The sequence below is a fragment of the Bacteroides mediterraneensis genome, assembly GCF_900128455.1.
GTDB classification, from domain to species: Bacteria; Bacteroidota; Bacteroidia; order Bacteroidales; family Bacteroidaceae; genus Phocaeicola; species Phocaeicola mediterraneensis.
The window spans coordinates 1,822,864-1,842,672 of sequence record NZ_LT635783.1 but is presented as its reverse complement, the minus strand read 5'-3'; the positions used below and the strand labels follow the sequence as shown (position 1 = coordinate 1,842,672).

Annotated in this window: 25 protein-coding genes and 1 riboswitch; of the genes, 11 read left to right on the top strand and 14 right to left on the bottom strand. The window is 50.0% G+C overall.

Translation table 11 applies throughout. The features are described 5' to 3' along the window. Positions 1 to 149 precede the first annotated feature (149 nt). The 7 genes from BQ7480_RS07515 to BQ7480_RS07485 all read right to left on the bottom strand — a co-directional run bounded on the left by BQ7480_RS07515 (position 150) and on the right by BQ7480_RS07485 (position 6,758). Positions 150 to 1,397 carry a DUF1015 domain-containing protein gene (locus tag BQ7480_RS07515; protein ID WP_072542362.1) on the bottom strand — a complete coding sequence of 416 codons (1,248 nt, stop codon included), beginning with the start codon at positions 1,395 to 1,397 and terminating at the stop codon, positions 150 to 152. Then, entirely contained in the window at positions 1,384 to 1,590 is a 207-nt protein-coding gene (locus BQ7480_RS07510) for a hypothetical protein (RefSeq protein WP_072542361.1), read from the bottom strand. The genes BQ7480_RS07515 and BQ7480_RS07510 overlap by 14 nt, the downstream gene beginning before the upstream one ends. 18 nt (positions 1,591 to 1,608) lie before the next feature. Then, positions 1,609 to 2,532, bottom strand: a complete 924-nt coding sequence (locus BQ7480_RS07505; RefSeq protein ID WP_022352964.1) for an NAD(P)-dependent oxidoreductase — start codon at positions 2,530 to 2,532, stop codon at positions 1,609 to 1,611. A 73-nt stretch (positions 2,533 to 2,605) separates the two neighbouring features. Further along, positions 2,606 to 3,676, bottom strand: a complete 1,071-nt coding sequence (gene serC, locus BQ7480_RS07500) for a 3-phosphoserine/phosphohydroxythreonine transaminase (protein WP_072542360.1) — start codon at positions 3,674 to 3,676, stop codon at positions 2,606 to 2,608. A gap of 252 nt (positions 3,677 to 3,928) precedes the next feature. Next, a complete protein-coding gene (locus BQ7480_RS07495) occupies positions 3,929 to 5,245 on the bottom strand; it encodes a DEAD/DEAH box helicase (RefSeq protein ID WP_072542359.1) in 1,317 nt (438 codons plus the stop codon). Positions 5,246 to 5,386: 141 nt separating this feature from the next. Continuing rightward, positions 5,387 to 6,397 carry a Fic family protein gene (locus BQ7480_RS07490; RefSeq protein ID WP_072542358.1) on the bottom strand — a complete coding sequence of 337 codons (1,011 nt, stop codon included), beginning with the start codon at positions 6,395 to 6,397 and terminating at the stop codon, positions 5,387 to 5,389. Between the two features lie 76 nt (positions 6,398 to 6,473). Next, entirely contained in the window at positions 6,474 to 6,758 is a 285-nt protein-coding gene (locus BQ7480_RS07485) for a hypothetical protein (protein ID WP_072542357.1), read from the bottom strand. A 196-nt stretch (positions 6,759 to 6,954) separates the two neighbouring features. On the opposite strand from BQ7480_RS07485, the gene BQ7480_RS07480 reads away from it, so the two are divergent. Genes BQ7480_RS07480 through BQ7480_RS07470 form a run of 3 tightly spaced genes read left to right on the top strand, consistent with a single transcriptional unit; the run spans position 6,955 to position 9,607 of the window. Beyond that, on the top strand, positions 6,955 to 7,866 hold the full coding sequence (locus tag BQ7480_RS07480) for a DNA adenine methylase (protein WP_072542356.1): 912 nt from the start codon (positions 6,955 to 6,957) through the stop codon (positions 7,864 to 7,866). 1 nt (position 7,867) lies between these two features. Further along, positions 7,868 to 8,725, top strand: a complete 858-nt coding sequence (locus BQ7480_RS07475) for a type II restriction endonuclease (protein ID WP_072543948.1) — start codon at positions 7,868 to 7,870, stop codon at positions 8,723 to 8,725. Continuing rightward, positions 8,726 to 9,607, top strand: a complete 882-nt coding sequence (locus BQ7480_RS07470) for a DNA-methyltransferase (RefSeq protein ID WP_072542355.1) — start codon at positions 8,726 to 8,728, stop codon at positions 9,605 to 9,607. On the opposite strand, the gene BQ7480_RS07465 is transcribed toward BQ7480_RS07470, so the two are convergent. Beyond that, positions 9,604 to 10,167 (bottom strand): hypothetical protein, encoded by a 564-nt coding sequence (locus tag BQ7480_RS07465; protein WP_139255738.1) that lies wholly within the window; start codon positions 10,165 to 10,167, stop codon positions 9,604 to 9,606. The two genes, BQ7480_RS07470 and BQ7480_RS07465, sit on opposite strands and share 4 nt — an antisense overlap. 159 nt (positions 10,168 to 10,326) lie before the next feature. Beyond that, a complete protein-coding gene (locus BQ7480_RS07460; protein WP_072543947.1) occupies positions 10,327 to 10,536 on the bottom strand; it encodes a helix-turn-helix domain-containing protein in 210 nt (69 codons plus the stop codon). A 1,307-nt stretch (positions 10,537 to 11,843) separates the two neighbouring features. Here BQ7480_RS07460 and BQ7480_RS07450 point away from each other — a divergent pair. Further along, a complete protein-coding gene (locus BQ7480_RS07450) occupies positions 11,844 to 12,848 on the top strand; it encodes a pyridoxamine kinase (RefSeq protein ID WP_235816651.1) in 1,005 nt (334 codons plus the stop codon). A gap of 11 nt (positions 12,849 to 12,859) precedes the next feature. Here the strand turns inward: BQ7480_RS07450 and BQ7480_RS07445 are convergent, their stop codons facing one another. Genes BQ7480_RS07445 through BQ7480_RS07435 form a run of 3 tightly spaced genes read right to left on the bottom strand, consistent with a single transcriptional unit; the run spans position 12,860 to position 14,796 of the window. Further along, positions 12,860 to 13,450: an aminotransferase class IV family protein gene (locus tag BQ7480_RS07445; RefSeq protein ID WP_072542352.1), complete on the bottom strand. Its 591-nt coding sequence runs from the start codon at positions 13,448 to 13,450 to the stop codon at positions 12,860 to 12,862. Beyond that, on the bottom strand, positions 13,434 to 14,438 hold the full coding sequence (locus BQ7480_RS07440; RefSeq protein WP_072542351.1) for an aminodeoxychorismate synthase component I: 1,005 nt from the start codon (positions 14,436 to 14,438) through the stop codon (positions 13,434 to 13,436). Before BQ7480_RS07440 ends, BQ7480_RS07445 begins: the two co-directional genes overlap by 17 nt. After that, on the bottom strand, positions 14,431 to 14,796 hold the full coding sequence (locus tag BQ7480_RS07435; protein ID WP_072542350.1) for a YbaN family protein: 366 nt from the start codon (positions 14,794 to 14,796) through the stop codon (positions 14,431 to 14,433). Before BQ7480_RS07435 ends, BQ7480_RS07440 begins: the two co-directional genes overlap by 8 nt. A 170-nt stretch (positions 14,797 to 14,966) precedes the next feature. Between BQ7480_RS07435 and uraH the strand changes: the two genes are divergently transcribed. Beyond that, the gene (gene uraH, locus BQ7480_RS07430) at positions 14,967 to 15,374 is read left to right on the top strand and encodes a hydroxyisourate hydrolase (protein WP_072542349.1); all 408 of its coding nucleotides are present in this window, start codon (positions 14,967 to 14,969) and stop codon (positions 15,372 to 15,374) included. Positions 15,375 to 15,392: 18 nt separating this feature from the next. Here uraH and BQ7480_RS07425 read toward each other — a convergent pair whose 3' ends face one another. Both BQ7480_RS07425 and fldA read right to left on the bottom strand, forming a co-directional pair. Next, the gene (locus BQ7480_RS07425) at positions 15,393 to 15,752 is read right to left on the bottom strand and encodes a DUF2023 family protein (protein WP_072542348.1); all 360 of its coding nucleotides are present in this window, start codon (positions 15,750 to 15,752) and stop codon (positions 15,393 to 15,395) included. Positions 15,753 to 15,790: 38 nt separating this feature from the next. Next, positions 15,791 to 16,297, bottom strand: coding sequence for a flavodoxin FldA (fldA, locus tag BQ7480_RS07420; RefSeq protein ID WP_072542347.1), 507 nt, complete (start codon positions 16,295 to 16,297; stop codon positions 15,791 to 15,793). Positions 16,298 to 16,307: 10 nt separating this feature from the next. Here fldA and BQ7480_RS07415 point away from each other — a divergent pair, with 10 nt between their 5' ends. The 6 genes from BQ7480_RS07415 to BQ7480_RS07390 all read left to right on the top strand — a co-directional run bounded on the left by BQ7480_RS07415 (position 16,308) and on the right by BQ7480_RS07390 (position 19,758). Then, positions 16,308 to 16,559, top strand: coding sequence for a hypothetical protein (locus tag BQ7480_RS07415; protein ID WP_072542346.1), 252 nt, complete (start codon positions 16,308 to 16,310; stop codon positions 16,557 to 16,559). Beyond that, positions 16,556 to 17,005, top strand: coding sequence for a cupin domain-containing protein (locus tag BQ7480_RS07410; protein WP_072542345.1), 450 nt, complete (start codon positions 16,556 to 16,558; stop codon positions 17,003 to 17,005). Before BQ7480_RS07415 ends, BQ7480_RS07410 begins: the two co-directional genes overlap by 4 nt. Positions 17,006 to 17,281: 276 nt before the next feature. Continuing rightward, entirely contained in the window at positions 17,282 to 18,028 is a 747-nt protein-coding gene (locus tag BQ7480_RS07405) for a metallophosphoesterase family protein (protein WP_083581882.1), read from the top strand. Next, positions 18,009 to 18,680, top strand: a complete 672-nt coding sequence (locus BQ7480_RS07400; protein ID WP_072543945.1) for a hypothetical protein — start codon at positions 18,009 to 18,011, stop codon at positions 18,678 to 18,680. Before BQ7480_RS07405 ends, BQ7480_RS07400 begins: the two co-directional genes overlap by 20 nt. A 72-nt stretch (positions 18,681 to 18,752) precedes the next feature. Continuing rightward, a riboswitch (TPP riboswitch) is annotated at positions 18,753 to 18,853 on the top strand. A 58-nt stretch (positions 18,854 to 18,911) separates the two neighbouring features. Then, positions 18,912 to 19,112, top strand: coding sequence for a sulfur carrier protein ThiS (gene thiS, locus BQ7480_RS07395; RefSeq protein ID WP_072542343.1), 201 nt, complete (start codon positions 18,912 to 18,914; stop codon positions 19,110 to 19,112). Between the two features lie 10 nt (positions 19,113 to 19,122). Continuing rightward, positions 19,123 to 19,758, top strand: a complete 636-nt coding sequence (locus BQ7480_RS07390) for a thiamine phosphate synthase (protein ID WP_394332651.1) — start codon at positions 19,123 to 19,125, stop codon at positions 19,756 to 19,758. The last annotated feature ends 51 nt before the right edge of the window (positions 19,759 to 19,809 follow it).

Here is a 19,809-nt window from a genome sequence, read left to right as displayed (position 1 = left end):
GCATATCCGCAAAAAATCCTCTTGTTTCCAGCCGTCCCCAAGAAATACACGACTAAAACAAGAGGATTTACAAAAATGATAACGTATATCATCAGGGCTGTTCCTCTTTTACGAGGCCACAGCCCTTGATTCCTTTCTGTGGGAGCATCTCACTCCAGCTTGTGAATCACCAGTCCCGAACGCAGTTTCGGTTCGAACCAGGTGGTTTTCGGCGGCATGATGTTGCCCGTATCGGCAATGTCCATCAGCTGCTTCATGGACACCGGATAGAGAGCCAGCGCCATCTTCATCTCGCCACTGTCCACCCGTTTCTTCAGTTCACCCAGTCCGCGGATACCGCCCACGAAATCGATGCGCTTGTCCGAACGCAAGTCCTTGATGCCGAGAATCTCGTCCAGAATCAGGTTCGAGGAAATCGTCACGTCGAGCACCCCAATCGGGTCGTGGTCGTCGTACGTGCCCGGTTTGGCCGTCAGGCTGTACCATTTGCCATCCAGATACAGCGAGAAGTTGTGCAGGGCCGTCGGCTTGTAGATGTCCGTTCCCTTTTCCTCCACCACGAAGTTCTTCTTCAGCGCCTCCAGGAACTCCTGCGGCGTCAGTCCGTTCAAGTCCTTCACCACCCGGTTGTAGTCGATGATGGTGAGCTGCTCGGCCGGGAAACACACCGCCATGAAGTAATTGTATTCCTCGTCGCCCCGATGGTTCGGATTCTGGGCCGCCTTTTCAGCCCCCACCAGTGCCGCTGCCGCACTCCGGTGATGTCCGTCGGCAATGTAGAGCGAAGGCATCTCCTTGAACGCCTCCGTGATTGTGGCGATGTCCTTGTCGTCGTCAATCACCCAGAACTGATGGCCGAAGCCGTCGTCGGGTGCCACGAAATCATACACCGGCTTCTGCGCCGTATATTTCGCCACCACCGCATCGAGCACCTTGCTTTCCGGGTAAGCGAAGAACACCGGTTCGATGTTCGCATTGTTCACCCGCACATGCTTCATGCGGTCTTCTTCCTTGTCGCGTCGCGTCAGCTCATGCTTCTTGATTACTCCGTTCATGTAGTCGGGCACGTAAGCCCCCACCACCAGGCCATACTGCGTCTTGCCGTTCATGGTCTGGGCATAAATATAATAACACGGTTTGTCGTCCTGCACCAGCCAGCCCTTTTCCTGGAACATCCGGAAGTTCTCCACCGCCTTGTCGTACACACGCGGGTCGTGCTCATCCGTACCCTCCGGAAAGTCAATCTCCGGCTTGATGATGTGATACAATGATTTCTCGTTGCCTTTCGCTTCGGCGCGCGCTTCTGCCGAGTTCAACACGTCGTAAGGACGGGAAGCCACCTGCTCCACCAGCTCCTTCGGCGGACGAAGCCCTTTAAATGGTTTAACTGTTGCCATAATGCTTGAAATTTCGTTTGAAAAACAATACCAACGTCCGTAACGCATAAAGTAAACATACCAGTGCCATACCGCACAGAAAACCCTGCCAGAAGTCATCCAAAAACGACCTGCACAACGTATTCACCAGCAGCAAGGAACTGCCCATTCCCAACGGAATCAGCAAATGCCGTTCGTCACTCGTCAGTTTCATTTATGCGTAAAACAGGAGTTATTTTTTATTTACACGGAATTTCTCACAACCATCCTTCAGGAAGCCCACAATCTGACGGGCCGCTGCGATGCCGGCATTGATATTCGCCTCAGCCGTCTGTGCACCCATCTTCTTCGGCGTAGAGAAATAACGTCCCGGGAATTTGGCTGCAAATTCTTCATTGGCCACCGGCATGATGTCCGTCACATACTTCAGGTCCGGACGGTCTTCCATCAGCTTGATCAGTTCCGCCTCGTTGATGACCTCCTTGCGGGCCGTATTCACCAGCAGCCCGTTTTTCGGCATCCGGTTCACCAGCGCATAATTAATCGAGTTCTTGGTTTCGGCAGTGGCCGGAATGTGCAGAGACACCACGTTGCAAGTGGCATACAGTTCTTCGGCTGAATCCACCGGTTTCACGCCGTCGGCCTCCATCGCCTCTTTCGGACAGTAGGCATCGTACGCATAGATGTCCATGCCGAATCCCTTGGCGATACGTGCTACATTGCGTCCCACGTTGCCATACGCATGAATACCCAACTTCTTGCCCTTCAGTTCCGTGCCCGACTTGCCGTCGTAGAAGTTACGCACCGCCATCACCATCATGCCGAAAGCCAGTTCGGCCACCGCATTCGAGTTCTGCCCCGGCGTATTCATCACGCAAACCCCGTGCGCCGTAGCCGCCTCCAGGTCCACATTGTCGTATCCCGCGCCGGCACGCACCACGATTTTCAGTTCCTTCGCCGCATCCAGCACCTCCTTGTCGATGATGTCACTGCGGATAATCACCGCATTCGCATCCTTCACCGCATCGAGCAACTGCTGTTTGTCGGTATATTTCTCCAGCAAAGCCAGTTCATAGCCTGCACCTTCTATCTCTTTCCGGATACCGTCTACTGCCACTTTGGCAAACGGTTTCTCTGTCGCAACCAATACTTTCATAATATTCGATTTTAAAGAAAACAAGGACGTGTTTTTGTATCTCCCACGCCCTTATTCTCAGATATAACAACAATTAATGCATTTTCTCAAATTCCTGCATGCAGTCGATGAGCGCCTGCACACTTTCTACCGGCATGGCATTGTAGCAAGAAGCACGGAAACCACCTACCGAACGGTGACCCTTGATGCCCACCATACCTTTTTCGGTAGCGAACTTCAGGAAGTCGGCCTCCAGTTCCTTGTATTCATCCGCCATGACGAAGCAGATGTTCATGTACGAACGGTCTTCCTTCACCGTCACCGTACCCCGGAACAGCTTGTTGCGGTCGATTTCCGCATACAGCATGTCGGCACGCTGTTTGGCACGGCGCTGCATTTCTTCCACACCGCCCTGTTCCTTCAGCCAGCGCAATGTCTGGAGTGCGGCATAAATAGGCACTACCGGCGGCGTGTTGAACATAGAACCCTTGTCCACATGCGTCTGATAGTTCAGCATGGTCGGAATATGACGGGACACCTTGCCCAGCGCATCGTTCTTCACGATGACGAAAGTCACACCCGCAGGCGCCAGGTTCTTCTGCGCACCTCCGTAGATACAGATATACTTGGACACATCCACCGGACGGGAGAAGATATCCGACGACATATCAGCCACCATCGGCACGTTCACATCCAGGTCGGCATGCAGTTCCGTACCATAGATTGTATTGTTCGTCGTGATATGGAAATAATCCGCATCGGCCGGCACTTCGTAATTCTTCGGGATATACGTGTAGCCATCCTTTTCGGAAGAAGCCACCTCAATCGTCTCGCCGAAAGCCTTGGCTTCCTTCATGGCCTTCTTAGCCCATGTACCCGTGTTCAGGTAAGCCGCTTTCTTTTCCAGGAAATTATAGGGAACCATACAGAACTCCAAGCTTGCACCTCCACCCAGGAACAATACCGAGTATCCTTCCGGAATATGCAGCAGTTCCTTGAACAGCGCAACCGCTTCGTCCACCACCGGCTGGAAGTCTTTCGCGCGGTGACTGATTTCCATCAACGAAAGTCCTGAACCATTAAAATCAAGAATAGCCTGAGCTGTCTTTTCTATCACTTCGCGAGGCAAAATAGACGGTCCCGCATTAAAATTATGTTTCTTCATTGGAAGTTTGTTTTGGTTAAACAATCATTTTAGCTAACACTTGCGAATTTAGTGATTATTTTTAGACTTCCAAAAGAATTCGTGATAATTTTACACGCTTATCGGATTTTAACTTTCAAATTATGCAAGTAAAGGTCATTTTGATAACATATTGACACGAAAATGGAAAGCCATGGCAGGGAGGACACTCGCGCGACATAGCAAAATGTGAAGCAGCCCTCACCGCCGGAGGGCTGATGTGACACAAAGTTATTATTTTGCCAGTTCTATCAAAGTTTTTACCCCCTTAATCTTTTCATTTTGTATGAGTTTTAACGTTTGTTTAGCCTTTTTCCGCGAAATAGCCGCAAACGCATAGTGATCTTTCACGTCTACACGGCCCACGTCCTCCCGGCCCAGTCCGCCTTTTTTGGAGAGGAAACCCACGATGTCAATCTTGTTGATCTTGTCTTTCTTGCCTTTCCCTATATACAAGGTGACAAATTCCGGCAAGGCAGGCTGCGGTGTCTTTTCCGGCAAGGCGAACTCTTCGAGCGGCTGCGGCACATAGTCGGGGATACGTTCTTCGGCATGCAGAATGAGGAAGGCATTTCCCTCCGCCTCCCAGCGCGCCGTACGTCCGTTGCGATGAATGAACCCGTCCTCGGCCACCGGCAAGTGATAATGCACCACGTGACGGATGTCCGGAATATCCAGTCCCCGGGCCGCCAGGTCGGTCGATACGAAGATATGGCAGCTCCCGTTGCGGAACTTATACAACGCCCGTTCGCGGTCGTCCTGCTCCATGCCGCCGTGGAACGTCTCGCAATACACCTTCATGGAGTGCAGATACTTCCCTACCCGGTCCACACTCTCCCGGTGGTTGCAGAACACCAGCGTCGATTCGTTGCCCAGCGTACACAGCAGCTTGTAGAGCGTCTCCAGCTTGTCCTTCTCCGGCGAGGTGACCCTATAGAGCCTCAAGCGCTGCGATACCGTCTCCTCCGGATTCAGGAAGTCCAGCTTCTGCGTGCGGTTCATCCCCGTGAAGCGCGGAATCTCCTCCGCATCGGTGGCCGACAACAGGAAGCGGCGGCGCAACGACGGCAACTTGCCGATGACCTCGGCCATCTCGTCCTGGAAGCCGAACTCCAGGCACTTGTCAAACTCGTCGATGACCAGCGTGCGCACCGTGCCGGCCTCGAAATTCTCCTTGTTCAGGTGGTCGTTCATACGTCCCGGCGTACCGATAATCACGGCCGGCGAGATGCCCTTCATGGTGCGGTGTTCCTCCATGGCCGGGCGACCGCCGTAGCAGCTCATCACCGGGAAGCCGGTTCCCATGGCCTTGAACACCTGCTCAATCTGCAAAGCCAGTTCGCGCGAAGGCACCAGCACCACGGCCTGCACGCCTTCCACTCCCTGCTTCAGCGAGCTCACCAGCGGCAACAGATAGGCCAGCGTCTTTCCGGAGCCGGTGGGCGAAAGCAGAATCAGGTCGCTGCCGTCTTTCCAGGCATCGATAGCGGCCTCCTGCATGGCGTTCAACTGGTCAATCTTCAGGTTGGATAGTATTGTTTGTATGTCCATAATTCTTGGGGTTATATACTATAAATTTTCTTCTAATGAAAGTACTTCTTTAATCTCAACTTTTTATACCATTCGTTATATACAAAAATAAGAAAATCCGGCAAGAATGGGAGGAAATGAAAAAGAATATCCGGAAGATGGCTAAATTTCCTTTGTCTGATCATATACCACCTGCCATATACCTGATTTCTTTGAGCCTGTTCTCTTTATCAGGTTCTTACGCTTCATTTCTGCTATCAGGCGCTCACATTGCCTTAATGAAAAGCCCAACATATCTGCCATCTCACGTACAGTTACCGTAGGTGAATTAGCGATAAGAGTCAATATATTTCGTTCGTTTATACCGACGTTTAAACCGCCATTTATACCGTCATTTAAACCGCCATTCTCTGTCTCCTCAGCCTGATGAGCCTTCAATGCACTCAATATCTCATTCAGCATAAAATCGATAAAAGGGCCACTATTAGCTATTCTTGAGCTTTCAGTAATGGCATCATAATAAGCCTGCTGGTTGGCATAGACCATGTTCTCTACAGGAAGATGTTCAAACAACGGATGCAGTTTACCCAATATGAGCGACTGCCACAGCCTGCCCATACGCCCGTTTCCATCACTAAACGGATGAATAAACTCAAATTCATAATGAAATACACACGAACGAATTAACAGATGGTCTGTCGATTCAGCAAGCCATTCAAACAAATCATTAATCAGCATAGGCACCCTGTCGGCAGGAGGTGCCATGTGTACACATCCTTTCTCACTGAACACTCCCACACCACCGGCACGGAATCTTCCGGCATCACCTGTCAAGGCCTGCATCATCACTCCGTGAGCTTTCAGCAAATCGCTCACCTTAAACGGATTCAAAGAGGGATACAACTCGTATGTTTTTATCGCATTCTTCACTTCTTGTATCTCCCTCAGGGGAGCTACTACATTTTTCCCGTTTATAATGTCACGCACCTGGCTTTCCGTCAAGTTATTTCCCTCTATAGCCAACGAACTATGAATAGTTTTTATCCGGTTGGCCTTGCGCAGGCGTAATCCATCGGATTGCTCCATGTGTATAGCATACCGTTCTATCGTGGAAGCTATTTCTGCAATCAGATTAATCGCTTTAGAGGAAACAGTGAAGGGTGGTATGTACATACTTTTCTTATTTTCTTCTTATCAGATACAAAAATAGTGAAATCCATGTAAAACAAAAGAACGTTGAAAAGAAAAACTAAAATCTCATCCACCTTCTCCAAGGGATTCTAAAGAAACGTGAACGCCAATTTACGACCGGCCGCGGACAGTCCCAGTTCCGGCTTTGCACGTCTGCCACATGGCTCGCTACGACGACCGGATTCTCTCCGTTGCGCACGGCTTCACGAAGCACACGGGCCACTTCCCTCTTGTCTGTATATTCCGCATCGCCAAATCCTTCTACGGTTTTCAATACCTTCATTATATTGCAGGCATAACCTACAAGCGTGCCAAACTGCGGATAGGTGATGTCTTTCAGCATAACTTACAAACAGTCAGCCACTGTAGTCTTTCACTTCTATCACCACCAAATCAATTTTGGAATAGTTTTCGTATTTATAGCAGGCAAGATAAAAAAATCTTAGTCTTATATTTTATTGTGTTGCCCAAATAAGCTGTTATTCGTATTTTTGTAGAATATTACGGAAGACAAATTTTGCCGTAATATTTTGAAGCATATGAAAAGATTATATACATATCCAGCAAAACCATTTGTTAAGTGGGTTGGAGGTAAAACACAACTTCTTGACGATATAAGAAAAGTTCTACCTCATGATTTGTCACAAAGGAATAATATGACTTATATTGAGCCATTTGTGGGCGGAGGAGCCGTTTTATTCTGGATTCTACAAGAATATCCTAACATAACACGTGCTATAATTAATGATATAAACGAAGAATTAATTTGTACATACCGTATAATAAAATCAGATGTTGAAAAATTAATTCTTGAATTAACACGAATTCAGACAGAATATCTTGCACTTGATAATGAGGCAAGAAAAAATTATTTTTTATCTCAACGTGATCGTTTTAATGAGAAAAATAATTCAGATGTTGAAACAGCTGCATTATTTATCTTCCTCAATCGTACCTGTTTTAATGGGCTATATCGTGTCAACTCAAAAGGAAAGTTTAATGTTCCATATGGAAAATATACAAATCCTAAAATTTGTGATGAAGAAACATTAAGGGCAGATTCAGCTGTTTTACAACGGGTTGAAATTCTTTGTGGTGATTTTGCACAAACTGGTAAATATGCGGGCGATAATGTTTTGTATTATTGTGATCCTCCATATCGTCCTCTAACAGACACTTCCGCATTTACCTCTTATGCAAAAAACGGTTTTGATGATACTGAACAAATGCGTTTACGTGATTTTTGTGAACAAATAGCTATGCACAAATCCTTGTTTGTTGCAAGTAATTCAGATCCGCAAAATGTAGATAATGGAGACAATTTCTTTGATCACCTTTATAAGGACTTTTCCATTAAACGAGTCTCTGCTGCGAGAATGATAAATTCAAAGAGTAATGGTCGTGGTGCTATTTCTGAGATAATGATTTCAAATGTTGCCAATGTTTACTGATATGAGAGATTTCGACAGTTGGTTTGCAGGTTTTAGACCTTCAATAGCCGATTACAAATATTATATTGATTTCAATAAGGTATTCAATAATGTGGATGCCATCAAAATTCCTCTCAATATTCTAAATTCACTTATTGGTTCGAAGAATATTGAAGAAGATTTTCAAAAGATTTTAACAAAATATCCAGAAACATTAAGTTGCATTCCTATTCTTTTAGCCAAACGCGAGCTAGATATTATGGCTATGGATGAAGAAGGCCAGATTGATTTTCATTTTGATAAGCCTAATTGCACAAATGAAGAATATACCAAATTTATGCGTAAAACAGGCCTTTTTGATTTAATGGAAAATCATATAGTCAACAATCTCGTTGATTATGTAACAGGCATCGAAACTGGTCTGGATTCTAATGGTCGTAAGAATAGAGGAGGCCATTTGATGGAAAATCTTGTGGAAGGTTTTCTTTGCAAAGCTGGGCTTGTGAAAGGTGAATCATATTTTAAGGAAATGTATATCCATGAAATAGAGGCAAAATGGGGTATAGACCTGTCTTCTATCTCAAATAATGGTGGAGCTGAAAAGAGGTTCGATTTTGTTGTAAAAGGTAAAGACATTGTTTATGGAATAGAAACGAACTTTTATACCAGCAGTGGATCCAAACTGAACGAAACGGCCCGTAGTTATAAAACAATTACGCTAGAAACCAAAGATTTAGGCTATTTTAAGTTTGTTTGGTTCACAGATGGATGTGGCTGGCGAAATGCAAAAAATAACCTGAAAGAAACATTTGATGTCTTGGAACACTTATACAATATTGCAGATCTTGAAAGTGAAATAATACCAAAAGTACTTATTTAAATGCCAGTTGCTTATTATAAGTCAGAGAATAAAGATTTTACTCTTCTTCAGGGAGATTGTATTGAACTTCTGAATTCATTTGAATTCAAGTTCGATATGATTTTCGCAGATCCACCATATCATTTGTCAAATGGCGGAATAAGTGTTCAAAACGGCAAAATGGTATCTGTCAATAAAGGAGATTGGGATAAATCCAACGGATATGAAGAAGATTATCTGTTTGATAAGTCATGGATAGCAGCTTGTCGAGATAAACTGAAAAGCAATGGAACGATTTGGATAAGTGGTACTTATCATAATATATTCTCTGTAGCACGATGCTTGACTGAGTTAGGATTCAAAATATTGAACTGCATTACCTGGGAGAAAACAAATCCACCACCAAATCTGTCTTGCAAATATTTCACTTATGCTGCCGAATATATACTTTGGGCTCGTAAAGAGCAAAAGGTACCCCATTACTTTAACTATGAACTCATGAAAAAGATCAATGGCGGTACTCAGATGCGTGATGTGTGGCGATTACCAGCAATTGCACGATGGGAAAAATCTTGTGGTAAACATCCTACTCAAAAACCATTGTGCGTTCTGTCGCGAATCATACAAGCCTCAACTCTTCCTGGTGCATGGATTTTAGATCCATTCACAGGCAGTAGTACGACAGGTATTGCTGCAAATCTATTGGGACGTCGATTCCTCGGCATAGATCAAAATGAAGCCTTTTTGCAACTGAGCAAAACCCGCCGTGAGGAACTGAATAACACTAATAGGAGGAATGAAATTCTGGCAAAATTGGAAAAACAAGCCAATCTATTCCCTGAGAGTGATGCCAACGTTTTTTGTGAATCTGAGGTGTATTATGGTCTGGAACTTCCGTTCTAATACTCACGATGACGGATTACTATGTTCAAGAGATTTTTTAGGTCTCTCGTTCCTTCAATACATTCTTTTGTCCATAAAAGCGTAAGACAAAATTGATGGGCATCGGGGTTTTGTTTTTCACACAAACAGAACAATTCTAGTATCAAAGCAATTCCCCCGATGGACATCGTTCCATCTACCTTCACATTACTGTATAGCTTTTCAATTTTCCTTATAGTGGTAGGCACATATGCAGATCTTTCTTCAACTGAGTTAAAGGGATGACAATTTTCGTAAAAGTTGAGATAGAAATTAAGAAGATCTATAATTTCCCTTTTATAATGTTGCGCCTTAATTAGTAAATCCACAACCCATTCATCATGTGGAAGTAGATATGGCACTGATTCAGGATTTGGCAATAGTATTTTTACTTTAAAGTCCAAATCAGGGCGAACACCTCTTGAACCTTGAAACATACCGATAGCAGTCCCATCGGCTGTAAAAAATGTATGTATTGCCGGTCCTTTGGGACTACGATACTGCCACATCTGGTCATTAATGATATATTTAGGATTATACATATTAAACATTTCTAATTTTACTGTATAGCATATTTCGGTCACTCCAATTCCAATAGGTTATATCTTGTTCAATAAAAAGCTATTTACAACTTAGTCAAAGTGTGGCTGTAGTCTGCACGAGTATTCTCAATAATTTTAACAGTATGAATAGTAGCCATATTAAAACAGATCTTTGATTTCAACATTAAGTGCTTTAGCAATCTTCTCAATGTTACAAAGTGTGATATTCTTTTCAGCACGTTCAACCATTCCTATATAAGTGCGATGTACACCAGCTAGCTCTGCAAGTCTTTCTTGAGATAGCCCTAATTCTTTTCGATATTTTTGCACATTATGTCCAAATAAAAGTAAAATAGGCTCTTTGTCCATTGCTCCTTCATTCACTTTTAATTTATACCCTATTTATTTACAAATGTACAGATGCTTATTAAAGATATCAACATACTATAATTAGCATTGATTTGTGTAAAAAGCTTTTTCTGAAAGTGCAACATCTTGTCCTGATACACTTGAAAAGCCCTTAAGCATCATGACTATAGCATAAAGTGGAAACACTCCTCCACGTTTTAAACATGTAGTAAAGCACTTCTGACAAATACCGCCAACTGATATTATAGAATTAGAAATCCACCCTGAAAGCAACGACAAAGCTCCAAGACTAGTCTTCGAACTGGAATTTTTAGAAAGTCTACCCGACTATCATCCTATTCGCCTAAACATCAATCACACATATACGGATACATTCCTTGGCCGGATTATCAACAAGGATAACTGATTCAAATAAAAAATTCAATCCTCATCTGCATATCAGAAAGCATGCTGATGAGGATTTTTAATGCACTCAGAGATACTTCCATAGAAAATCTTCGTTATATTTTTCCCACCATCCACCAGGATGTCACTCCTACCAAAATGTCACCATCCCCCACTCCCTCTCCAAAACCACTTTCTTTTCTCGCCCCGCCGCCCATCCGCTCAAAATCCGCAAGCAGAACCGCTTATCAAAATTCAAAAAGCAATACAATCACACAAACACCCACACTAAAAGCAAGCAAAAAAGCAATTCCAGCACCACCGCTCACAAAAGTCCAAAGCAAACCCCTCAAAAAGACAATCCAAAACAATCCATCAAACTCCACCAACTAGAAAACACCCCCACCCAAACAGCCATCCAAATCCACCCAACATCCGCACCCCCCCTCTCAAAACCCATACACCCCAAAACGCAAGTACGTTTTCCCCCAAACGCAAGTGCGTTTCACTCCAAACGCCGAAGAGTTTGCTTCCAAACGCAAAGGCGTTTCACCTAAAACGCAAGCCCGTTTTCCGCCCCAAAATCCCTTAAAACAAGAAGGACCTGCCGCCAGATTCCCCCAAACCTCTCCATTTCGCACCCCAGCTACCCCCTCCAGAAGCCTTCTGAAAGGGGTTTCCTCTCTAAATTCCCTAGGAAATCCCCACAAAAACAAAATCAGAAAGCCACCTAAATCCCGACACAAGCAGCAAAAAGAAACCAAACTACACTAATCGGAATCAACCCAGAAATCCGCTACAAGGCCCCGGATTCCCCCCGGAGCAAGCCTTCGTTTTTCCTCTCCCCATCCTACAAAATGCACGAAAAAGTTTGCTCGTTCCATAAAAAGTAGCGTCCTTTGTAATTGTAAATTCACAAAACTATGGCAGACAATTACATTGAACGACAATATGAAGCGTATCAGGCACGGAAAGCGGCCTGGGAAAAGGAACGGAAGTACAAGAAGAAAAAGCCGACGGCACCGACGGAAACGCCTCAACGGACGGGAGGTTTCCTGAAAAATCAGGTGAAGAAGGTGGCCGCCGTACACGACCTGTCGGGGGTGGGCCACGTATCGCTGATGGCGGTCATCCCGGTACTCTCGTCCATGGGATTTCAGGTGTGTCCGCTGCCCACGGCGGTGCTGTCCACGCACACGCAGTACCCTTCCTACTCCTTCCTCGACCTGACGGAGGAGATGAAGCACATCATCGCGCACTGGGAGAAGATGAACGTGCACTTCGACACGTTCTACACGGGCTACCTGGGCTCGCCGCAACAGGCGCAGATTGTGGAGGAGTTCATCCAGAAGTTCCGCGGCGAGAACGACATGGTGGTGGTCGACCCGGTACTGGGCGACAACGGGCATCTCTACAAGGGCATCACCGAGGAGATGGTGACGGAGATGCGGAAGCTGATCCGGCTGGCGGATGTCATCACACCAAACCTGACGGAATTGTACTACTTGCTGGACATGCCGTTCCGGGAGGAGCTGACGGATGCGGAACTGAAGCAGGCGCTGAAGACGCTGTCGGACCAGGGACCGGCCATCGTGATTGCCACGAGCGTGCCGGTGAGCGGTGACCCGCGCTCGACGTCGGTCTATGCGTACAACCGCTTCGGCGACCGTTACTGGAAGGTGACTTGCCCGTATCTGCCGGCGCACTATCCGGGCACGGGCGACACGTTCACGAGTGTCATTACGGGCTCGCTGATGCAGGGCGACAGTCTGCCGATTGCGCTCGACCGGGCCACGCAGTTCATCTTGCAGGGCATCCGGGCTACGTTCGGCTATGAATACGACAACCTGGAGGGGATTATGCTGGAGAAGGTGCTCCACAACCTCGACATGCCGATTCAAATCAGCAGCTACGAGCTGGTGGAGTGACGCGAAGGATATCAATACAGCACCTGGCTCACGGGGAGTTCCACCTCGCCGAAGGGAATCAGGGCGTTGAACAGACGGATGTGCCGGTAGCTTCCGAGGGAGGCGGCCGGGATGTCCGTTTCTTTTATCTGTCCGGTGTCGAGGAGGTGGCGGCGCTGGGTTCCTTCCAGCAGGGGATGCGCGGGGGTGTGCCACTCGCATCCGTCCCAGAGGGCGATGTTGGCGATGGAGGTGTCGGTGAGGAGTCCGTGGCGGACGATGAGCACGTCGTCGGCCTGGCCGCGGAGGGCGAAGGCTTCATCGAGCACGCGGCGGTCGGCCCGTTTGTAGCGGTAGTCGAGGTCGTCGCGCACCACGAGTTGCAGACGGTGTACGGGGCGGACGCGGTAGGGAAAGTATTCCACGCGGACCACGTCGCGGGCGTAGGTCAGGCGGCAGCGGGTGCGTTCCGTGTAGGCTTCCGGACGGAGGAAATCCGTCACGTGGAGGTCGGGCACGGGGCCGAAGAAGGCACGGCGGGTGTCGTTCAGGCGGCGGTCGTGCAGCGGGGCATGCCACACCTTGCCGTCTTCAATGCGGAGGGTTTCAATAAAGAGGCACATAGACTTTCTGTTTCATTTCTTCGTATTCGTTTCGGGCTTCGCTGCGGAAGGTGATGCCTCCCCCGCTCTTGAACTGCTTCGTGCCGTCGGACTGCTGTTCCAGGAAGCGGATGAGCACGGCGCTGTCCAGGTGGCGTCCGTCGAAGTAGCCGGTCACGCCGGTGTAGAAACCGCGGTCGTGGGTCTCGGCTTCGCGGATAATCTGCACGGTGCGGGGCTTCGGGGCGCCGGTGATGGACCCTGCGGGTAGGAGGCTGAAGAAGAGGTCGCCCAGCCGTGAGGGATAGTCTTCGGGCAGGCGGCCGCGGATTTCGGAGCTCATCTGGAGCAGGGGTCCGCGATGGGTGTGCAGCTCGTCGAGGTAGCGGTAGCGGGTCACGGTCACTTCGGTGGCGAAGCGGCTCAGGTCGTTGCGGATGAGGTCGATGACGGTGGCGTGCTCGGCGGCTTCCTTCGGGTCGGACAGCAGGCGTTCGCGGGCGGCGGGCAGCGTGGCATCCATCGTGCCCTTCATGGGATGGGAATAGATGAAGCCGTCGACTATCCGCACGAAGGTTTCGGGCGAGAAGACCACGAAGCGGCGGTGCAGCCAGAGCTTGTAGGGGGCGCGGGCGTGGTCGAACACCTGCCGCAGGGTGAGGTCGGTGTCGACGGGGGTGGCGCAGGTGTAGTTCACCAGGAAGGAGTTGCCGCCATGCAGGTGACGGTGTACGAGGTCGAACCCGCGGCAGTAGGCTGCAAACGACATCGGGCGGGAGTCCCAGCGGAAGGTGGCGGGATACGGGGTGCGGCGGTCCTCCTCCGGCACGTTCGTGGCGCCCGGAAAGGCGAACAGCAGTTCCGAGGGCGGCAGGCGGTGGGGTTCTTCCACCAAGCATTGCTCGCCGGCGTAGTCTATCAGGAAAAAGAACGGACGGCCTTCGCCTCCGAAGCGGTTCATGCGAGCGGCGGCTTCCTCGCGTCCGCAGAAAGAAAGGGTATCAGTCATTTCGTTTGGTTTTGAAGGAACAGAGATAAAGGGTCACTCCCACGGCCACAGCGAGCATCATCGCCTTGAGCCAGAGGGCATCGAACACCAGGAAGATGCAGTGCAGGGAGGTGAGCCACAGCAGGCTCAGGGCAATCACCTTGGCACGCAGGGGGATGGCACGCGACTCCCGGAAATCGCGGATGTAGGGACCCAGCAGACGGTGGTTCATCAGCCACTGATAGGCTCTCGGCGAGCTGCGGAAAAAGAGGGCGGCCGACAGCAGCAGAAAGGGTGTGGTGGGCAGCACGGGCAGAAAGATGCCGGCAAGGCCTAGGGCCAGCGACAGGAATCCGAGGGGCAGGTAGATGTATTTCATGGCGCAAAAATACAAGCGAAACGGCACACGCACGGCAGGAGTTTAGTTAATAACCTCAAAATCGGCAGAGCATCGAGAGGGGAAACTTGGCGGAAAGAAGGAAAATCGCCATATTTGTAACCGTTACAATCTTGTTTGAATCTTGTTTAACCCCTTTACTGAAAAAAATCATGAAGAAACTATTCTGGACTTTCTGTCTGCTGGTGTGGAGCCTGGTGGGCTTCGCACAGGAAAAGACGTACCAACTTTCGAGCCACATTCTGGACATCCAGCAGGGACAGCCTGCGGCGGGTGTGAAAATCAGTCTCTCGCAACTTCAGCCCGACGGCAAGACCTGGGCATTGCTGGAAGAGAAACTGACGGACGAGAACGGACGGGTGAAGGATTTTCTGGAGGGAACGGATGCCCACAAGGGTATCTACCGCCTGACGTATCACGTGGCGCCCTACTTCGAGCGGTTGCAGCAACCGTCGTTCTACCCCTTCATCGAGGTGGTGTTCGAAATCAAGGACGGCAAGCACTACCACGTGCCCATCACGCTTTCGCCTTACGGATATTCTACGTACAGAGGAAATTAAGAAAGAATGGGAGCCCGGTCAGGCTCCCATTTTCCGTGCCTTGCGGGTGCAATAGCGCTTGCACTGGGCACAGATGTCATAACCCAGCATGGCCCCCAAGATGAAATCCTCTTCGGGTGTGAGGCGGTTCAGGGGGCGTGTCACCATCAGGCGGATGGCGTCGATGCACTCTGCCTTGCCGAAAAAGAGATTGATGCGCTCGTCGTCCACCGGCTGAATCACAAACTGGATGCGCTGGCTTCGCAGGCGTTTCACGGCAAAATCTTCGTAGCGTTTGTTCGTGGTGTACAGCACCATCTGTCGCACGCCTTTCTTCAGCTCATAGATGTGGTTGAGAAAGACTTTCAGTTCCACGGGATGAATATCAGGGGTCATCATAGGTTACGGATTTAGAAGAGAGATTGTGGGAAATTTCCTTAGGCCAGTTCGGCTTGGAGCTGTGCGGCCCATGCACTCACACGGTCGTCGGTCCGGTCGCTTTCGTTCACGTCGTCGAGGGCCAGTCCCACGAACTTTCCGTCGGCTGCGGCCACGGAGGCGGAATAGGTGTAATCGCTATCGTCCACGGCACCCACGAAGGTGCAGCCGCTGTCTTTCAGGCCTTCATAGAGGAGACCCATGGCGTCGCAGAAGGTGTCGGAATAAGATTCGGAATCGCCACAGCCGAAGAGAGCCACTATCTTGCCGGAGAGATGGGCGCCTTGCAGCACCTTGAATCCGTCGTACCAGTCGTCCTGCAACTCGCCTTCGCCCCAGGTGGAGGTGCCCAGAATCAGGGCGTCGTAACTTTCGGCCAGAGCCGTATCGAGCTTGGTCACTTCGTGTACGTCTGCCGGGGCAATGCCCAGCTTGTCTGCTATCAGGCGGGCCACCGACTCAGTGGTGCCGGTGGTGGAGCCATAAAAAATACCTGTTTTCTTCATATTATGCTACATGTTTGATTTGACATGGCAAAGAAACGGCTTCCGGCGCGGATTTGAAATACCTAAAAATTGGGATTTTTTCGGGGCGGCAGACGATGGAGGATACCCTCTGCAAAAAAAGCCTAAATCTGCCGGACGTAACCAGCTCGTAGTGAACATTGGTAACCTCGCGGTAACCTACTTACGGGGAGGTGCCTTCTTGCAGGAGCGGAAAGAAGATGGCAACTTTGCCGGTGAAATCATTAAAACAGTTACACTATGAAACAGATTCAGCAAATTGCAGCAGGCGCACATTTTTCCGCCGTATCCACAGGTTCATTCAGCGAGTTGAGCGAGTATGTATTGCCGGTAGCTCCGGGGATGGAAATCCAGGGAAAGGTGTTCATGGGACAGGCGTTGCAGGCCACGGGCGCGGAAATCTCGTTCCAGTCGTTCGCCCCGGGAAAGGAAACCGGTTTCCTTCACACGCACCAGACGCACGAGGAACTGTATATCTTCGTGAGCGGAAAGGGTGAATTTCAGGTGGACGGGAAGGTATTCCCCGTGGCGGAAGGAAGCGTGGTGCGCGTGGCTCCCGAAGGCAAGCGCTCGGTGCGAAACAATGGTACGGAACCGCTGGTGATGATTTGCGTGCAGTACAAGGCGAACGCGTTCACGGCGCAGGATGCCACCGACGGACAGATTCTGCAGGAGCCGGTGAAGTGGTAACCGGAACGGCTCCCGCCAGACTTCACAGGGAGGGGCTGAAAAGCCTCCCCCGAACTGCCGGATAAGTGTGCAAAATGTTCTTTACAAGGGAAATACCGACTTTCAGGACAGAAAATCCGACTTTCTGAAAAACGGACAAACCGCATTTGTGGCTTACCTTTGCACATATAAAATGAATTGCTTATGCGTACTTATCCGACACTCTCCCCTCGTTTCCGCCTGCACTTCCGGCTGATATACGGCTGCCTCTGGGCCTTGCTGCTGGGAGGATGCGACATGATTGAATATCATCCGTACGACCTGGACATTGACGGGGAGACGGACGTGAACCGCCGCCACATCGAACAAATCGAGGAGGCTACCTGGGGGAAAGACGAGATACGGTTTGCCGTAATCAGCGACACGCAGCGCTGGTACGACGAGACGGAGGATGCCGTGGAGGCACTGAACCGGCGGGGCGATCTGGACTTCGTGGTCCACACGGGCGACTTGTCCGACTTCGGCCTGAAGCTGGAGTTCGAGAAGCAGCGCGACATTCTCAACGGACTGAACGTGCCTTACGTCTGTCTGCTGGGCAACCACGACTGTCTGGCTACGGGACTCGACGTGTACCGCAAGATTTTCGGCTCGGAGGATTTTGCCTTCACTGCCGGCAACGTAAGGTTTCTCTGCCTGAACACCAACGCCCTGGAGTTCGACAACTCGTCGGCTGTACCCAACATCCAGTATATCCGCGATGAAATCGACAATGTGCCCGAGGGGGTGGAAAAGACCGTGGTGGCCATGCATGCGGGCCCCTTCTCCGAGCAGTTCAACAACAACCTGGCGGAGTATTTCGAGTATTACCTGCGGCAGATGCCCGGCTTGCAGTTCTGTGTCTACGGCCACGGACATAACCTCAGTGTGGATGACTTCTTCGACGACGGCATCCTGTACTACGAATGTACCTGTGCCAAGAAGCGTGCCTACCTGTTATTCACTCTTAATGCCGACGGCTATGCGTATGAAGTGGTCGATTTTTAAAGGGATACTGGTGGGAGGAGTGGCCGCGATGACGCTCCTGCCCTTGCAGGCACAGAATGACTCTGTCGCTCCGAACGTCAGGGAAAGGCGGTGGGACCAGCGCACGCACCTGCGCTATGAAGGATGGGAACGCCTGAAACCCACTCACCTGAAATGGCAGTACGCCGGAGGGATGGGACTCAACTCGGTGGGTGTAGGCTGGGACTACGGACGCCGCTGCCAGTGGGAAACGGACTTTCTCGTGGGTTTTCTCCCGTCGAAATATGCCGAGAAGTTCCGGCTCACCTTCACCGTAAAGCAGAACTACATTCCCTGGAGCATCTGCTTCAAGGAGCACTGGATGGCGGAACCCTTTTACTGCGGACTCTACCTCACGACCATTGCGGGCGAGGAGTTCTGGAAGAAGGAGCCGGGACGCTATCCCAACAAATACTACAACTTCAGTACCAAGATGCGGCCCTACCTCTTCGTGGGGCAACGGTTCGGATTCAGTCCCCGCCACGAGCTGGTGCGCCACATCTCCCTCTTCTACGAGCTGAGCACCTGCGAGCTATACCTCATCAGCAAGGTGACCAACAAGAGTCTCTCGCTGCGCGACATTCTCCGCCTCTCGTTCGGCGTGAAGGTGCAGCTGTTCAGGGAGCACCGTTGATTGCCTGCAAAAAAAGGTAAAAAAGGCACGGCAGCTGTCCGCCGTTTCAAAGTTTTCGTTACCTTTGCCAGAAAGTAGACAAAGGGGTGCCCCAAGGATGCGTCCGGGCTGAGATTATACCCTACGAACCTGATGCGGTTAATACCGACGAAGGGATTGTTGATTCCGGCCTCCATTTTTCTTTTCCCTTTCGGGACCCGCCTCTTTGGTTTACGCTAACACTGAACGATTATGAAAGTACTGGTAAACAACAAAGAGACTGAACTTACACAAGGTCAGCACATTGCCGCACTGGCACAGCAACTGGAGCTTCCGGCACAGGGAGTGGCCATCGCGCTGCATAACCGCATGATTCCGCGTGCGGAATGGGAACACACCGTCCTGAAGGAGGGCGACAGTCTGGTCATCATCAAAGCCGCTTGTGGAGGATGAGGCCATGGACATGAATCATTTCAAACTGCAGTTCATCACGCATTTCACCGACACGTATTCGTATCTTGACTCGGCCCGCATGGCCCTCGAAGGGGGTTGCCGCTGGGTACAGCTGCGCATGAAGCATGCCTCCGACGAAGAGACGGAAGCCGTGGCCGTGGAGGTACAGAAACTGTGCCGCACGTACGGGGCCACCTTCCTCATTGACGACCGGGTGGAACTGGTGCGCAAGCTGAAGGCCGACGGGGTGCACCTGGGCAAGAACGACATGCCGATAGCCGAAGCGCGGAAAATCCTGGGCAGGGACTTCCTCATCGGGGGCACCGCCAACACGTTCGACGACGTACGGGCCCACTATGAAGCCGGTGCCGACTACATCGGTTGCGGCCCCTTCCGCTTTACCACCACCAAAGAGAAGCTCAGCCCCATCCTCGGCCTCGAAGGCTACCGTTCCATCGTACAGCAAATGAAGGCGGAAGGCATCCACCTGCCCATCGTCGCCATCGGGGGCATCACCCTGGACGACATCCCCGACATCCTACAGACCGGTGTCACCGGCATCGCCCTGAGCGGCACCATCCTGCGGGCAGAGAATCCGGTGGAAGAAACGAGGAGAATCATCGAGGAGTTAAAAGGTAAAAGTTAACAGTTAAAAAACGACTGACTTTTATTTTTTGATTCCGATGGGTTGCGCTTA

Excerpts from the sequence above, each read along its gene's own strand:
- BQ7480_RS07515 (WP_072542362.1), bottom strand. The coding sequence starts at position 1,397 with ATGGCAACAGTTAAACCATTTAAAGGGCTTCGTCCGCCGAAGGAGCTG.
- BQ7480_RS07510 (WP_072542361.1), bottom strand. The coding sequence starts at position 1,590 with ATGAAACTGACGAGTGACGAACGGCATTTGCTGATTCCGTTGGGAATG.
- BQ7480_RS07505 (WP_022352964.1), bottom strand. The coding sequence starts at position 2,532 with ATGAAAGTATTGGTTGCGACAGAGAAACCGTTTGCCAAAGTGGCAGTA.
- serC (WP_072542360.1), bottom strand. The coding sequence starts at position 3,676 with ATGAAGAAACATAATTTTAATGCGGGACCGTCTATTTTGCCTCGCGAA.
- BQ7480_RS07495 (WP_072542359.1), bottom strand. The coding sequence starts at position 5,245 with ATGGACATACAAACAATACTATCCAACCTGAAGATTGACCAGTTGAAC.
- BQ7480_RS07490 (WP_072542358.1), bottom strand. The coding sequence starts at position 6,397 with ATGTACATACCACCCTTCACTGTTTCCTCTAAAGCGATTAATCTGATT.
- BQ7480_RS07485 (WP_072542357.1), bottom strand. The coding sequence starts at position 6,758 with ATGCTGAAAGACATCACCTATCCGCAGTTTGGCACGCTTGTAGGTTAT.
- BQ7480_RS07480 (WP_072542356.1), top strand. The coding sequence starts at position 6,955 with ATGAAAAGATTATATACATATCCAGCAAAACCATTTGTTAAGTGGGTT.
- BQ7480_RS07475 (WP_072543948.1), top strand. The coding sequence starts at position 7,868 with ATGAGAGATTTCGACAGTTGGTTTGCAGGTTTTAGACCTTCAATAGCC.
- BQ7480_RS07470 (WP_072542355.1), top strand. The coding sequence starts at position 8,726 with ATGCCAGTTGCTTATTATAAGTCAGAGAATAAAGATTTTACTCTTCTT.
- BQ7480_RS07465 (WP_139255738.1), bottom strand. The coding sequence starts at position 10,167 with ATGTATAATCCTAAATATATCATTAATGACCAGATGTGGCAGTATCGT.
- BQ7480_RS07460 (WP_072543947.1), bottom strand. The coding sequence starts at position 10,536 with ATGGACAAAGAGCCTATTTTACTTTTATTTGGACATAATGTGCAAAAA.
- BQ7480_RS07450 (WP_235816651.1), top strand. The coding sequence starts at position 11,844 with ATGGCAGACAATTACATTGAACGACAATATGAAGCGTATCAGGCACGG.
- BQ7480_RS07445 (WP_072542352.1), bottom strand. The coding sequence starts at position 13,450 with ATGTGCCTCTTTATTGAAACCCTCCGCATTGAAGACGGCAAGGTGTGG.
- BQ7480_RS07440 (WP_072542351.1), bottom strand. The coding sequence starts at position 14,438 with ATGACTGATACCCTTTCTTTCTGCGGACGCGAGGAAGCCGCCGCTCGC.
- BQ7480_RS07435 (WP_072542350.1), bottom strand. The coding sequence starts at position 14,796 with ATGAAATACATCTACCTGCCCCTCGGATTCCTGTCGCTGGCCCTAGGC.
- uraH (WP_072542349.1), top strand. The coding sequence starts at position 14,967 with ATGAAGAAACTATTCTGGACTTTCTGTCTGCTGGTGTGGAGCCTGGTG.
- BQ7480_RS07425 (WP_072542348.1), bottom strand. The coding sequence starts at position 15,752 with ATGATGACCCCTGATATTCATCCCGTGGAACTGAAAGTCTTTCTCAAC.
- fldA (WP_072542347.1), bottom strand. The coding sequence starts at position 16,297 with ATGAAGAAAACAGGTATTTTTTATGGCTCCACCACCGGCACCACTGAG.
- BQ7480_RS07415 (WP_072542346.1), top strand. The coding sequence starts at position 16,308 with ATGTTTGATTTGACATGGCAAAGAAACGGCTTCCGGCGCGGATTTGAA.
- BQ7480_RS07410 (WP_072542345.1), top strand. The coding sequence starts at position 16,556 with ATGAAACAGATTCAGCAAATTGCAGCAGGCGCACATTTTTCCGCCGTA.
- BQ7480_RS07405 (WP_083581882.1), top strand. The coding sequence starts at position 17,282 with ATGATTGAATATCATCCGTACGACCTGGACATTGACGGGGAGACGGAC.
- BQ7480_RS07400 (WP_072543945.1), top strand. The coding sequence starts at position 18,009 with ATGAAGTGGTCGATTTTTAAAGGGATACTGGTGGGAGGAGTGGCCGCG.
- thiS (WP_072542343.1), top strand. The coding sequence starts at position 18,912 with ATGAAAGTACTGGTAAACAACAAAGAGACTGAACTTACACAAGGTCAG.
- BQ7480_RS07390 (WP_394332651.1), top strand. The coding sequence starts at position 19,123 with ATGAATCATTTCAAACTGCAGTTCATCACGCATTTCACCGACACGTAT.